Source organism: Jiangella asiatica, assembly GCF_004349065.1.
Classification (GTDB): Bacteria; Actinomycetota; Actinomycetes; order Jiangellales; family Jiangellaceae; genus Jiangella; species Jiangella asiatica.
The window spans coordinates 48,090-62,115 of sequence record NZ_SMKZ01000002.1 but is presented as its reverse complement, the minus strand read 5'-3'; the positions used below and the strand labels follow the sequence as shown (position 1 = coordinate 62,115).

Annotated in this window: 10 protein-coding genes; 8 read left to right on the top strand and 2 right to left on the bottom strand. The window is 72.0% G+C overall.

All coding sequences use genetic code 11. The annotated features are described in order from the left end of the window. Positions 1 to 6 precede the first annotated feature (6 nt). From aroA to hisN, 3 genes are all read left to right on the top strand, one after another. The gene (gene aroA, locus E1269_RS02155) at positions 7 to 1,299 is read left to right on the top strand and encodes a 3-phosphoshikimate 1-carboxyvinyltransferase (protein ID WP_131890583.1); all 1,293 of its coding nucleotides are present in this window, start codon (positions 7 to 9) and stop codon (positions 1,297 to 1,299) included. Further along, positions 1,299 to 2,315, top strand: coding sequence for a ribosome small subunit-dependent GTPase A (gene rsgA, locus E1269_RS02150; RefSeq protein ID WP_131891037.1), 1,017 nt, complete (start codon positions 1,299 to 1,301; stop codon positions 2,313 to 2,315). Before aroA ends, rsgA begins: the two co-directional genes overlap by 1 nt. Positions 2,316 to 2,378: 63 nt before the next feature. Continuing rightward, positions 2,379 to 3,164, top strand: a complete 786-nt coding sequence (gene hisN, locus E1269_RS02145; RefSeq protein ID WP_131890580.1) for a histidinol-phosphatase — start codon at positions 2,379 to 2,381, stop codon at positions 3,162 to 3,164. A 212-nt stretch (positions 3,165 to 3,376) separates the two neighbouring features. Here hisN and E1269_RS02140 read toward each other — a convergent pair whose 3' ends face one another. Further along, entirely contained in the window at positions 3,377 to 4,786 is a 1,410-nt protein-coding gene (locus tag E1269_RS02140; RefSeq protein WP_162606190.1) for an AI-2E family transporter, read from the bottom strand. 149 nt (positions 4,787 to 4,935) lie between these two features. On the opposite strand from E1269_RS02140, the gene E1269_RS02135 reads away from it, so the two are divergent. From E1269_RS02135 to E1269_RS02115, 5 genes are all read left to right on the top strand, one after another. After that, the gene (locus E1269_RS02135; RefSeq protein WP_162606189.1) at positions 4,936 to 5,811 is read left to right on the top strand and encodes a serine/threonine-protein kinase; all 876 of its coding nucleotides are present in this window, start codon (positions 4,936 to 4,938) and stop codon (positions 5,809 to 5,811) included. 31 nt (positions 5,812 to 5,842) lie between these two features. Further along, complete coding sequence (locus tag E1269_RS02130) at positions 5,843 to 8,527, top strand: sigma-70 family RNA polymerase sigma factor (RefSeq protein WP_131890572.1); 2,685 nt, start codon at positions 5,843 to 5,845, stop codon at positions 8,525 to 8,527. 338 nt (positions 8,528 to 8,865) lie between these two features. Then, a complete protein-coding gene (locus E1269_RS02125) occupies positions 8,866 to 9,123 on the top strand; it encodes a WhiB family transcriptional regulator (RefSeq protein WP_131891034.1) in 258 nt (85 codons plus the stop codon). 318 nt (positions 9,124 to 9,441) lie between these two features. After that, positions 9,442 to 11,247: an ABC transporter ATP-binding protein gene (locus tag E1269_RS02120; RefSeq protein WP_131890569.1), complete on the top strand. Its 1,806-nt coding sequence runs from the start codon at positions 9,442 to 9,444 to the stop codon at positions 11,245 to 11,247. Then, on the top strand, positions 11,247 to 13,070 hold the full coding sequence (locus tag E1269_RS02115; RefSeq protein ID WP_131890566.1) for an ABC transporter ATP-binding protein: 1,824 nt from the start codon (positions 11,247 to 11,249) through the stop codon (positions 13,068 to 13,070). Before E1269_RS02120 ends, E1269_RS02115 begins: the two co-directional genes overlap by 1 nt. A gap of 21 nt (positions 13,071 to 13,091) precedes the next feature. Here the strand turns inward: E1269_RS02115 and E1269_RS02110 are convergent, their stop codons facing one another. Further along, complete coding sequence (locus tag E1269_RS02110) at positions 13,092 to 13,976, bottom strand: NmrA family NAD(P)-binding protein (RefSeq protein WP_131890563.1); 885 nt, start codon at positions 13,974 to 13,976, stop codon at positions 13,092 to 13,094. Positions 13,977 to 14,026: the final 50 nt, after the last annotated feature.

The following is a 14,026-nucleotide window of genomic DNA, read 5'->3' as shown; positions in this document are numbered from 1 at the left end:
TGCCCGATGACTGAACCGACCGCCCCGCTCTGGCCTGCACCGACCGCCTCGGGCCCGGTGGACGCCACCGTCGAGCTGCCCGGATCCAAGTCGCTGACCAACCGCGCGCTGGTGCTCGCCGCGCTCGCGTCCGGGCCGTCGCGGCTGCGCCATCCGCTCGTCGCCCGTGACACCCGGCTCATGATCGAGGCGCTGGGCGCGCTCGGCGCCACCATCGAGCCAACCGGCGACGGAGTGCGGGTCATCCCCGCGCCGGTCGCCGGGGGCGGCTTCGTCGATTGCGGCCTGGCCGGCACCGTCATGCGCTTCGTCCCGCCGGTCGCCGCGCTGGCCGACGGCGACGTCCGGTTCGACGGCGACCCACCCGCCCGCAGGCGCCCCATGAGCACTGTGCTCGACGCGCTGCGGAGCCTGGGCGCCACCATCGACGACGACGGCCGCGGCGCGCTGCCCTTCACCGTCCGTGGGACCGCGGCGCTGCCCGGCGGCGCGGTCACCATCGACGCGTCGGCGTCGTCGCAGTTCGTGAGCGGACTGCTGCTTTCAGGGGCCAGATACGACAAGGGCGTCACGCTCCACCACGACGGAAAGCCGGTGCCGTCGCTGCCGCACATCGACATGACCGTGGCCATGCTGCGCGAGCGCGGTGTCGAGGTCGACGACGAGGCGCCGAGCACCTGGCGGGTCGAGCCGGGCGCCGTGCGGCCGCTGGACACCGTCGTCGAGCCCGACCTGTCCAACGCCGCGCCGTTCCTCGCCGCGGCCGTGCTCACCGGCGGCACCGTGCGGGTGCCGCGCTGGCCGGCCGCCACCACGCAGCCCGGCGCCGAGCTGCGCGACCTGCTCTCCCGCATGGGTGCGGCCGTCTCGCTCGACGACGGCGTCCTCACTGTCCGCGGCACCGGCGAGGTCCGCGGGCTCGACGCCGACCTGCACGACGTCGGCGAGCTGACGCCCGTCCTGGCCGCGCTGGCAGCCGTCGCGCGCGCGCCGTCGCACCTGCGCGGCATCGCCCACCTGCGCGGTCACGAGACCGACCGGCTGGCCGCGCTGGCCGCAGAGATCAACAGCCTGGGCGGCCAGGTCGAGGAGACCCCCGACGGCCTGGTCATCCGGCCGGTGCCGCTGCGCGGCGGCGTGTTCCATTCCTACGCCGACCACCGCATGGCCCAGGCCGGCGCCGTCCTCGGCCTGGTCGTCCCCGGGGTCCGGGTCGAGGACATCGCGACGACGTCCAAGACGCTCGCCGACTTCCCCGGCATGTGGTCCGCTCTCCTCGGGTCGGAGCCGGCGGCGTGATGGCACGGCGGGCCACCGCCTCGTACGACGAGGGCGACGTCAGGGTCCGCCCCGGCCGCGGTTCGCGGCCTCGCAGCAAGCGCCGCCCGGCGCACGCCGACGCCCGCCGGGGCCTGGTGACCGCGGTCGACCGCGGCCGGTACACGTGCTTCGTCGACGGGGCGCCGACTCGTACCGTCACCGCCATGTCCGCCCGCGAGCTCGGCCGCAAGGCCGTCGTCGTCGGCGACCAGGTGGGCCTGGTCGGCGACGTGTCCGGCCAGCCGGGCTCACTGGCCCGCATCGTGCGGGTCGAGGAACGCGCCACGGTGCTGCGCCGCACCGCCGACGACGACGATCCGGTCGAGCGCATCGTCGTGGCCAACGCCGACCAGCTCCTGGTGGTGACCGCCGTCACCGACCCCGAGCCGCGGCCCCGGCTGATCGACCGGTGCCTGGTGGCGGCCTTCGACGCCGGCATCGAGCCGCTGCTGTGCGTCACCAAGGCCGACCTCGCCGACCCCGCACCGCTGCTGGCCACGTACGCGCCGCTGGACGTGCCGACGGTGGTCACCCGGGCCACCGACGACGGCGGCATCGACGCGTCCTCCGTCGTCGAGCATCTGCGCGACCGGGTGACCGCGCTCGTGGGCCATTCCGGGGTCGGTAAGTCGACGCTGGTCAACGAGCTGGTGCCGGGCGCTGACCGCGTCACCGGAGAGGTCAACGTCGTCACCGGCCGCGGCCGGCACACCTCCACCAGCGCGGTCGCGCTGCCGGTGCCCGCCGGCGGCTGGGTCATCGACACACCGGGCATCCGCTCGTTCGGGCTGGCACACGTCGATCCCGCACGGCTGATCCTCGCCTTCCCCGACCTCGCCGCCGAGACCGCCGACTGTCCACGCGGCTGCACCCACGCCGCCGACGAGCCCGAGTGTGCCCTGGACGCCGCGCTGGCCACCGGCCGCGTCGACCGTGACCGGCTGGACTCCTTCCGCCGCCTGCTGGCCAGCCGCGACCGGCAGGCCGGCGACTGACCCAGCGTCCGCCCTCGCGCCCGGCAACTCCGGACAGCACGTGCGAGCGTGTAGGTTGCGGTCGTGGCCCACGACGACGACCTCCGCTTCGCTCACGTCCTGGCCGACGACGCCGATGCACAGACGACGTCCCGGTTCCGGGCGGCTGACCTGCGCGTGGAGACCAAGGCCGACCAATCGCCGGTCACCGACGCGGACAAGGCGACCGAGGAGGCGATCCGACGCACGCTGTCCAGGGCCCGCCCGCGCGACGCCGTCGTCGGCGAGGAGTTCGGTTCGGAGGGCTACGGCGCCCGCCGCTGGGTCATCGACCCGATTGACGGCACCAAGAACTACCTGCGCGGCGTCCCGGTGTGGGCGACGCTCATCGCGCTCATGGTCGAGGACAAGGTCGTGGCCGGCGTGGTGTCCGCGCCGGCGCTGAGCCGGCGCTGGTGGGCCGCTCGCGGCACCGGCGCGTGGACCGGCCGGTCGCTGTCGTCGGCCACCCGCTGCCGGGTCTCCTCGGTCAACGCGCTCGAGCAGGCGTCGCTGTCGTACTCGTCGCTGGCGGGTTGGGAGGATCGCGGCCAGCTGTCGGCGTTCCTCGACCTGACCCGGGCCTGCTGGCGCACTCGCGCTTTCGGCGACTTCTGGTCATACATGCTGCTGGCCGACGGCGCCGTCGACATCGCCGCGGAGCCGGAGCTGTCGCTCCACGACATGGCCGCGCCATCCATCGTCGTCGAGGAGGCCGGCGGCCGCTTCACCGACCTCACCGGGCGGCCCGGCCCGCTGGGTAGGGACGCACTGGCCACCAACGGCCCTCTGCACGAGGAGATCCTGGAGCGCCTGACCCCGCCCAATTGACCATCGGCTGCAGCCCTCGCCCATGGTCAACGGGGTTTCGGGGCTTGGCCCTCCCCCTGCTGCCCCCCCATGATCATCAACGATCGCCGACACCACGAGGATCGTGTGTGCTTCACCATGCTTGCAGGCCTGGTGGAGCGCGAGAACACCTAGTGATGTCACTGATCAACGGCATGGCCATGCAGTGGCTGGTCGACCGGACCGGCGCCGGACTAGCGGCCGGCGGCCGGCGTCTCGTCGGGCTGGTCGCGTGACGACGCCAGGTAGCTGCCGACGGTGTTGACGACGGCCACGATCGGGACGGCGATGATCGCGCCGATGATCGAGCCGGCCAGCGTCCCGATGGCGACGGCGACCGCCACCGCCAGCGGGTGGATGCGCACCATCCGGCCCAGGATGAACGGCTGGAACAGGTTGCTCTCGATCTGCTGGACGATGACCAGTCCGGCCAGCACGACGATGGCCGTCAACAGCCCCTGGGTCACCAGAGCCACCAGCACCGCGACCGTCCCGGTGACGAACGCGCCGATGAGCGGTACGAACGCGCCGAAGAAGATCAGCACGCCGAGCGGCAGCGCCAACGGCACCTGCAGGATGAACAACAGCACGGTGACGGCGACCGCGTCGAACAGCGCGACCAGCACGATGCCCCGGATGTACTGGGCCAGGGTGCGCCAGGCGACGTCGCCGGCCGCTGCCGCCCGCACCCGCGACCGCGACGGGAACAGCCGCACCAGCCACGCCCAGATGCGCTCGCCGTCGTAGAGGAAGAAGATCAGCGCGAACAGCGCGAGCACGATGCCGACGAAGATCTCGATGGCCACCGTCGCGGCGGTGGTGGCCTGCTCGGCGACGGAGTCGTCGCTCTGCACGTACGACAGCGCCCGGTCGATCCACCGGTCCAGCTGCGCCTCGTCGACGCCGAACGGCGGGCCGGCCAGCCAGCCACGGATCTCCTGCAGGCCCTCCTCCGCCTGGTCGACGACATCGCCGAACTGCCCTCCGACGGCGTTGCCGACCAGCGTCAGCGACCCGATGACGACGACAAGGAACCCGACGAAGACGGTGGCCGCCGCGAACCCGCGCCGCCAGCCCGCTCGGCGAAGCCGGCTCACCAGGGGTTGCAGTCCGGCTGCCATGAGCAGCCCGGCCACCAGCGGGAAGATGACCAGCCGCAGCTCCCACGCCAGCCAGCCAACCCCGCCGACGGCCGCGGTGATGACCAGGAGCCGCCAGCTCCAGTCCGCGGCGTCACGCACCGCCCGCGGTACCGGGTGCCCACGGTGCGCGGCCGGCTGATCGGCGGCCTGCGCGACGGCGTCCGGCTCACGCGGTGTGGCCGCGCCCCTGCCTGGACCTGGCGGCGCGGCCGCGGTCGGCGTCGAGCCCGTTCCCGGCGGCTGGCCCGCTGCGTCGTCGGGCACCGACGGCGCACCTGGTGCCGGGACGGCCGGCGCCTGCGGGCTCCGCGACGTGACAGTGGCCCCCGGCGGCAACGAGGCACCCCCGCCAGGGCCGGCGTCCTGGTCCTCCGTTCTCGCCTCGGCGCGTGCCTCCCGCTCGGCGGCGGCCCGCGCGACCCGCTCGCGGACATCGTTCCACCAGCGGATCACGCGCTCCATGCGGTCCAGCACAGGGGTCAGCCTGACACACGCGATCAGTGGCCTCGCGATTCGGCCCGGATTAGTCGACGCCGCCGCGTCATGATGCCATTGCTCCCCCGTCGTGATAGAGCAAGGGACGATTCCGAAGCGTGCGTGAAGGCGGGGGAATGCCGGAGATGACGGGCTGTGACCACGGCGGCGTGCCGATGCCGTCGCTGCTGACCGCATGGCTGGAGCGGCCGGGGCGGGCCGCGACCGGTTCGCGAGGATCGGGTGAGACCACGATCTCACCCCACGACGTGGGGGCAGCGTCCGGGGCGCTGCCCCCACCAGGGGTCGAGGCGGTGCTCGACGCGCTCGCTGCCGACCCGCCGGATGCCGAGGAGATCTCTCATGCGCTGACGGTGTTCGCGTGGGAGCGCGCCGCGGAGACCCGCGACCTGACTTGCGTCATGGCTGAGGTCGACGAGCTGTGGGCCACCTTGGAGGACGCCGGGGGCGTGCCGCTGCGGGCGCCCGCCGCCCGGCACCGGCTGGTCGACGCGTGGGTCGACGCCGTCGCTGCCGAGCGCGGGTCGCCGGGCATCGACCCGCTGTCGGGGCTGCACACCGCCGGCTACCTCTACGGCCGGGTCCAGGAGCTCGACCGGCTCTCCGGCACCGAGCCGACGGCGCTGGTCCTGATCGTCATCCGCTGGGCCGGCGCGTCCGGGCCGTGGCTGCGGATCGCCCGCATCCTGCAGGCCGCCTCGGCGCTGCGCTCGCGGGTCCGGCCGGACGCGACCCTGAGCCAGGTCGGCACGACCATGGCGCTGGCGCTCGTACCTGACGATGCGCGGGCCCGAGTGGAACGGATCTCCTTGACGAAGGCGGTCGAAAACGGTGAACTGAGCACTGCACACGTACAGGTCGACGTCTTTGCTGTCCCGGACACCAGAGCACGATTGCCTGAACTCGTGACACGGCTTCGTGGGGGGGCTAATGTCGATCACGCCGTTGGGCTGCCCAGTTACCGCCACTCAGGGACCGGATCCCTGGACTGACCTGCCCGAAGGGGATGGATAGCGAGATCAGGTGACCACACCAGCAGATGCCGCCGGCGATGAACAGCTCATCGCGCGCACGCGCGCGGGCGACATGGCCGCCTACGACGAGCTGTACCGCCGTCATGTCGACGACGCCTCGAAGGTCGCCCGCATCGTCACCGACAACAGCGACGAAGCACAGGACGTCGTCGCCGAAGCCTTCACGCGGGTCCTGACCCGGCTACGTGAAGGCGGTGGTCCGGACCTCGAGTTCGCGCCCTACCTGAAGACGGTGGTGCGCCGCCTGGCCATCGACCGGCACCGCAGCTCGCAGCGGGCCAATCAGGTGGCCGACCCGTCCATCCTCGACATCCTGCCGCACACCGACGACCCCATGGCCCGGTCCACCGACCGCCAGCTGGTCCGGCACGCGTTCGAGACGCTTCCCGAGCGGTGGCAGCAGGTGCTGTGGCACACCGAGATCGAGGGCCGCTCCCCGGCGTCGCTGGCGCCGGCGCTGGGCGGTTCCGCCAACTCCGTCGCGGCGCTGGCCTACCGGGCTCGCGAGGGCCTGCGCCAGGCCTACCTGGCGGTGAACTTGTCGGCCGAAGTACAGCCGGAGTGCCGGCCGTACGCGCCGAAGATCGCGTCCTACGTCCGCGGCACACTGTCCGCGCACGACACCCGCGAGATGAGCGCCCACCTGGCCACCTGCACGCACTGCCGCGAACGCCGCGACGAGCTGCTGCTGCTGGTCTCGGACATGCGGGGCGTGCTTTGGCCGGCTCTGCTGCTTCCCGCGTCCGGTGTCGGTGCGGCCGCGGTGGCCGGTGCCGGCGCTGCCGGTGGCGGCGTGCTGGCGATCCTGTCCCCCTCCAGATGGGGCAAGCAGGCCCGGCAGCTTGCCGTCGGCGGTGCCGCCGCCGCTGCCGCCGCCGCGATCGCCATTGCCGCGTACGTGGCGGTCAACGACGACGGACCGCCCGACGAGCCGGCCGCGGGACCGTCGGCCACATCCGAGCAGGAGGAGCCGGGCGGCTCCGACGACGCCGACCCACAGCCGACCGAGCCGCCGACGGAGGAGCAGCCGCCCGACACCGAGCCCGACCAGCCGCCGGTGCAGGAGGAGGAGCCGCCGGTCGAGGACGAGCCGGTCGAGGAGGAGCCCGAGCCGCCGGTGGTCGACCCGCCCGACGTCGAGCCGTCCGAGCCGTCGGACGAGCCGACGTCGCAGCCGACCGAGCCGCCGACGGAGGAGCCCAGCGAAGAGCCGACGGACGAGCCCAGCGAAGAGCCGACGGACGAGCCGAGCGAGCCGCCGGCCGAGGAGGCACCGAGCATCGAGCAGCAGCCGCAGCCCAACCCCGTCGTCGTGGCCGGCGAGCCGGTCGTGCTCACCGTCGAGGTGTCGGGCAACCCGCCGCCGCAGCTGCAGTGGCAGTTCGCCGACCCCGAGTCCGAGCAGGCGCCGGCGCAGACCACGGCCGCGGCCACCAGCGCCGCGCCTGCGACGTTCATGCTGGCGCCGTCCGACGCGCCGAGCTTCGTGCCCGCCGTCGAAGGCGAGAAGCCCGACGACGACTCCGGCGCGCCCCCCGACCAGGAGCCGCCGGAGGAGAACTGGGTCGACATCACCGGCGAGAACAGCGACACGCTGGTCATCCCGGAGCCGACGTCGGAGATCGACGGTCGCGCGTACCGGGTGCGGGCCACCAACCCGCTGGGCACCATCACGACCGAGCCGGCCGTGATCTCGGTGCAGTACATCCCGGAGATCGAGAGCCACCCGCGGAGCGCCACCGCGGACGAAGGCCAGGAGGTCACCTTCGAGGCCACCGCGAAGGCCAATCCGGAGGTCGCCAGCATCACCTGGCAGGTCCTGCCCCCCGGCGGCGACTGGCGCGCTCCGCGACCCGAGGTCGCCACGACGCGTCAGGAGGGCACCACCTCGACGCTGCAGGTGACTGCCGACCGCGACCTCGACGGCTACCAATACCGAGCGGTCTTCACCAACGACGTCGGCGGGGCGATCTCGGAGCCGGCCGGCCTGACCGTGCGGTGGGCGCCCGAGGTCACCGAGCATCCTGCCGACGTCGAGGCCGAGCCCGGTGACGACGCCGAGCTCGCGGCGAGCGTCTCCGGCAACCCCGAGTCCACCTGGCTCTGGGAGACCGCGCCGGCCGCGGACGGGCCGTGGACCGCGGTGGACGACGCCACCGGCACCGGCAACGCGGCCACGCTGGCGCTGCCCGGGTTGGAGCTGGCCGACGACGGCACGTTCTACCGGGCCGAGTTCACCAACGAGCTTGGGACTGTCACGACCGATCCCGCCGAGCTGGACGTGGTCCGCGCCGGTCGGTTCGAGATCGACCTCGGCGACCAAGGCACCCGCTGCATCGTGGTCGGCGCCGACGGGCAGCCGCGGGCCGGCGACTGCGCAGACTCGCCGGCCCGGGCGTGGGAGGTGCCCGAGGACGGCACCATCCGCTGGCTGGACACCGGCCGGTGCCTCGACGCGACCATCCCGCTCGACGCGGTGATCCTGGCGCCCTGCGACGGCAGCAGCAGCCAGCAATGGACGCTGGACCCGACGTCGGCCGCGGCCCAGAGCGTCAAGAGCGACGCGTTCCCCGGCTTCGTGTTCGACATCGAGCAGGTGGCGCCGGACGGACGGCTCATCCTCTTCCCGCATCACGGGGGCGTCAACCAGCAGTTCCGGTACGTCCTGCCGTAGCGCGCAATCGGGTCCAAGCGACCCGACAGGGCTGCGATCCCGAGGGGGTCACGCTGGCGCCACGTTGGTGTGCCGGCGTGACCCGCTCGGCCGCGTTGTCTGCCTGCCCAAGGCCCCGCCGGCGCGGCGGAGACCCTCGCCGAGGGTGACGACGATCAGGTCAGAACGCGTGGTTCACCCGGTTCGTCCGGCCACGCGGCCGGCCCGCGGAAATTTCTCGAGATTTTCCGCGTAGGCGCGTCATCACCAGCCCGCTCCACTGTCCAGGTGATCAAAGGCACTGATCCATCCAGGACGGCGAAGGGGGAAATGGCCGCATGACTGCACTGGCCGATCACATGAACACGCACGCCGAGGACTGGTTCGAACTGCGGGACGCATGGCGGGCGTACGCCGCCTGCCGAGGCATGGACACAGATCTGTTCTATCCCGAGGGCCGCGGCAGCACCCTGCGCGCCCGGGAGCAGATCGCGAAGAACATCTGCACGACGTGCCCTGTCGCCCAGCAGTGCCGGGAGGCCGCAGCGGCCCTCCCGGAGCGCTACGGCATCTGGGGCGGGCTCACCGAGAGCGAGCGGGGCTGGTCGCGCCGCTGAGCCGGCGCACAGCTCCGTCCCGACCGCCCCTTGCCCACAGCTCGCGGTCGACACGAACACCGTCGCTGCCGGGTTCAGACCCCGCCCCCACGGCCACCGACCACCCCTTCACCGGCCGGCCGCCTGATCACCGGCCGATCCGCGCGAACGCCGGGCCCGCACTCCGCCGGCCGGCAGGCTCGCCGATGAGCATCCTCACTTCCCCCAGCGCAGACCCGCGCCGCGCTCACCGCTGCCCAGACCCCCTGGCACCGGCAGCGGCTGCCGCCGGTGAAATGCAGATGTGACCTGTCAGTGCCACGTGCTAGAACTCCAACGGTGACGACCGCGCGGACCGAGTTCACCGTCGCCGGCCGCAGGGCGTTCGACCGCCGCGGTCCGGTGCGCTGGATCCTTTCCCACCAACGACGCAATCCATGGCACCTCGCCGGCTTCCTGATCGGCTCGGTCGTCATGGTGGTGCTCAACTCCGCCATCCCGGGCCAGGTCGGTGAGGCGTTCGACATCGTCCTCAGCGACCGGTCCGACCGCGACGCCGCCCTGACCGCCGTCGTCGTCGCCCTGCTGGTCATCGTGGTCGCGCGGACCGTGCTCGACTTCGTGGCCAGGCTGTGCACCGAGGTACTGGCCAAGCGGATGGAGCGCGACGCCCGCGACGAGCTGTACGTCAGCCTGCTCGGCAAGAGCCAGACGTTCCACAACCGACAGCGGGTCGGTGACCTCATGGCCCGCGGCGCCAACGACGTGCGGCAGTTGGGCACCATGTTCAGCCCTGGCATCGACCTCCTGGTCGACTCCCTCACCCAGGGCATCGTGCCCATCGTGTTCATCGCGTTCCTCGACCCCCGGCTGCTCGTCGCGCCCCTGGTGTTCGCGGTCGCGTTCGTCGTGTCCGTCCGGTGGTTCACACGCCGGCTGTCGCCGGTGTCCGCCCGGCTGCGCGAGGACTACGGCAACCTCAACGCCGGGCTCAACGAGACCATCCGCGGCATCGAGGTGGTCAAAGCCACCGGCCAGGAGGAGCAGGAGGAGGACCGTTTCGAGGGCAACGCCAGCCGCTACCGGAACTCCTTCGTCGAGCAAGGGCTGATCCAGGCGCGCTACCTGCCGACGCTGCTCCTCTCGATCACGACCGCCGGAGGGCTGCTGCACGGACTGTGGCTGCTCGACGCCGGTGAGCTCACGCTCGGCCAGCTGATCACCTACATCGGTCTCATGGGACTGCTGGGCTTCCCGGCGTTCATCTCGATCTTCTCGTTCTCGCTGGTGCAGAACGGCATCGCCAGCGCCAACCGGCTGCTGACGCTGATGCGCGAGGAGACCGAGCTCGACCACAACGAGCGCGGCCACGCCGCGGAGATGCGCGGCGCCATCCGCTTCGAGAACGTCACGTTCTCCTACGGCGGACAGGCGGTGCTGCGCGATCTGTCCTTCGAGATCGAGCCGGGCCAGACGGTCGCCGTCGTCGGCGAGACCGGCGCGGGCAAGACCACGCTGACGAAACTGGTCAATCGCATCTACGACGTCACCGTGGGCCGCGTCCTCGTCGACGGCACCGACGTGCGCGATTGGAAGCTGGACTCCCTGCGCTCGCAGATCTCCACCATCGAGCAGGACATCGTGCTGTTCTCCCGGCCGGTGGCCGAGAACATCGGCTTCAGCCGGGGCCAGCAGGTCCACCGCGACGACATCGTGCAGGCCGCGAAGGACGCCAAGGCCCACGAGTTCATCACCGCGCTCGACGACGGCTACGACACCGTCATCGGTGAGCGCGGCGTCACCCTGTCCGGCGGCCAGCGGCAGCGGCTGGCCATCGCCCGGGCGCTGCTCACCGACCCGGCCATCCTCGTCCTCGACGACTCCACCAGCGCCATCGACAGCGCCACCGAGGACCAGATCCAGCGGGCCATCCAGCGGGTCCTCGAGGGCCGCACCACCCTGCTCATCACCCATCGGCTGTCGCAGATCCGGTGGGCGGACAAAGTGCTGCTCCTGCGCGGCGGCCGGCTAGTCGACGAGGGCAGCCACGACGAGCTGCTCGCCCGCAGCGCGCTGTACCGCCGCATCTTCGCGCCACACCGGCCGCGCGTCGACTCGCACGACGACGTGGAGGTGACCGGCTGATGGCCTTCATCATGGACGGCCTCGACGCCGAACAGTACGACCGCACCTACGACGACCGCGAGCTCCTGCGCCGCATCGTCCGGTACTTCCGGCCCAAGCGGGCCACCATGGGGCTGGTCGCGTTCGGCATCGTGGCGCACTCGCTGATGCAGGCGGCACTCCCGGTGGTCATCAGCGCCGGACTGGACCGCGTCGTGGACGACCGCTCCACCGGCCTGGTGGTGGCGCTGGTGGCGGCCGTCCTCGTCGCCGGTGTCTTGAGCTGGGTGTTCAACTTCATCCAGCGCTGGTACACCGCGAAGGTCGTCGGCGACGTGGTCCTCGACCTGCGCGAGGACGCCTTCGCCGCCGTCCTGGAACGCGACATGTCCTTCTACGACGAGAACCCGTCCGGCAAGGTCGTCAGCCGGGTGACGTCGGACACCGAGGACTTCGCCACCGTGGTGACGCTGACCCTGAACGTGATCAGCCAGGTCTTGATGGTCGGGCTCATCACCGCGCTGTTGTTCGCCCGCAACGTCGGCCTCGCGCTGATGGTCATGGCGGTGGTGCCCATCATCGTCGCCATGGCGCTGGGCTTCCGCCGCATCGCCCGCGACACCACCCGCCACCAGCAGCGGTCCCTGGCCCGCGTCAACGCCACGCTGCAGGAGACCATGAGCGGCATCTCCGTGGCGAAGAACTTCCGCCAGGAGCACACGGTCTACGACGAGTTCCGGCCCATCAACGGGCAGAACTACCGAGTCACCCTCAAGCAGGGGTTCGTGTTCGCCGCCATCTTTCCGGCCCTGTTCGCGGTGGCCGGCTTCGCCACCGTCATGCTGGTGCACGTCGGCGGCGGCCGGGTGCTCGACGGCACCATCTCCGCCGGCGACTGGTACCTGTTCCTGCAGAGTGTGTTGCTGTTCTGGCTGCCGCTCACCTCGATCGCCTCGTTCTGGTCGCAGTTCCAGCAGGGCCTGTCGGCGTCGGAGCGGGTGTTCGCGCTCATCGACGCCGAGCCGCTGGTAGTACAGCGCGACCCGCGCCCGGTGGGCCGGCTGGCCGGCCGGATCGAGTTTCGCGACCTCACGTTCGGCTACACGCCCGACCGGCCGGTGCTCGACCACTTCGACCTCACCATCGAGGCCGGCGAAACGATCGCGCTGGTCGGACACACCGGCGCCGGCAAGTCCACCATCGGCCGGCTGCTGGTGCGCTTCTACGAGTTCGGCGGCGGCAGCATCCTCATCGACGGCATCGACCTGCGCACCGTCGACCTCACCAGCTACCGGCGCCAGCTCGGCGTCGTGCCGCAGTCGCCGTTCCTGTTCTCCGGCACCGTGGCCGACAACATCCGTTACCCGCGTCCGGACGCCACCGACGACGAAGTCCGGGCGGCGGCCGGCCAGGTGGCGGACGGCGACTGGATCGCGGCCCTGCCCGACGGCTTGGACACCGAGGTCGGCGAGCACGGTTCGGCGCTGTCGATGGGTCAGCGTCAGTTGGTGGCGCTGGCCCGGCTGCTCCTCCAGGACCCGTCCATCGTCATCCTCGACGAGGCGACGGCGAGCGTCGACCCGCTGACCGAGGCGCAGATCTCCGAGGGCCTCGACGTCGCGCTGGCCGGCCGCACGTCCATCGTCATCGCGCACCGCCTGTCCACCATCGAGCACGCCGACCGCATCATCGTCATGCGCGAGGGCGCCATCGTCGAGGAGGGCACGCACGAGTCCCTGCTCAGCGCCGGCGGCGCGTACTGCGACGTCTACAACACCTACTTCCGCCACCAGTCGCCCGACTACCAACCCGGATCCGGCTTCGTCAGCGTCACCGCACCCTAGCCGGCGCCGCGGTCCTCGCCGTCATTGGCTCGGCACGAGGTCGCGCAGGGTCTGGTCGATCTCGGTCGTGCAGCGCCGGGTCCGGTCGCCCCGCGGTCGGAGAAGCCCGCGCTCGCCGGCCAGGTGGAGCTCCGCGATCTCGGCTGCCAGTGGAGCCGGCAGGCCGGCGTCGGTGAGCGCGGAGATCCACCCCAGGCGTGGGATGGTCACGACCCGCAGCTCGGTACCGAGCAACGCGCCGAGCTTCTCCGCGACCTGCCGTTCGGTGTAGTGAGGGCCGTCGAGGTCCACGACCTCGCTGGCCGATGGCGGCGCGAGGAGGCTCTGGGCGGCGACGGCCCCGACGTCGCGGGTGGCGATCAGCGGCGTCGGCATGTCGGCGACGTCGCCGAACACCGGGTAGATCCCGGCGTCGATGGCCGCGCCCAGCACGTCCTCGACCTTCTCCTGGAAGTGCGATGAGCGGATTGCCGTCAGCACCGTGCCCGTGGCGCGCAGCCTGTCCTCCAGGTGGTGCAGCCAGCGGACCGGTCCGGTGCCGTCGGCCAGGTCGGCGCCGACCGACGACAGCATGACGACGTGGGTGACCGGCTCACCGGCGGCGGCCGCGGCGGCGACCCGGTCGGCCACCGCGGCGGCCAGGGTGTCGGCGAGCCGGCGTTGCTCGGCGTCCGTCGTGGTTGGGCTGGTCGGCAGCATGGCGAAGACACCGCGGCAGCCGGCGAAGGCGGCGCTCAGCGCCTCCTGGTCGGCGAGGTCGGCGACGGCGACCTCGGCGCCGCGCGTTTTCCAGTCCTGGCCGTTGACTTCGTCGCGGACCACGACCCGGACCGGCGCACCGGCGGCGAGCAGTTCACGAGCAGTAGCGCCACCGACGTGGCCGGTGGCTCCGATGATCGCATACATCAGCGGGTTCCTTCCTCGGCTGGATGGATCGAGTTAGTCCCAGTGAAGCC

Excerpts from the sequence above, each read along its gene's own strand:
- aroA (WP_131890583.1), top strand. The coding sequence starts at position 7 with ATGACTGAACCGACCGCCCCGCTCTGGCCTGCACCGACCGCCTCGGGC.
- rsgA (WP_131891037.1), top strand. The coding sequence starts at position 1,299 with ATGGCACGGCGGGCCACCGCCTCGTACGACGAGGGCGACGTCAGGGTC.
- E1269_RS02140 (WP_162606190.1), bottom strand. The coding sequence starts at position 4,786 with ATGGAGCGCGTGATCCGCTGGTGGAACGATGTCCGCGAGCGGGTCGCG.
- E1269_RS02135 (WP_162606189.1), top strand. The coding sequence starts at position 4,936 with ATGCCGGAGATGACGGGCTGTGACCACGGCGGCGTGCCGATGCCGTCG.
- E1269_RS02125 (WP_131891034.1), top strand. The coding sequence starts at position 8,866 with ATGAACACGCACGCCGAGGACTGGTTCGAACTGCGGGACGCATGGCGG.
- E1269_RS02115 (WP_131890566.1), top strand. The coding sequence starts at position 11,247 with ATGGCCTTCATCATGGACGGCCTCGACGCCGAACAGTACGACCGCACC.
- E1269_RS02110 (WP_131890563.1), bottom strand. The coding sequence starts at position 13,976 with ATGTATGCGATCATCGGAGCCACCGGCCACGTCGGTGGCGCTACTGCT.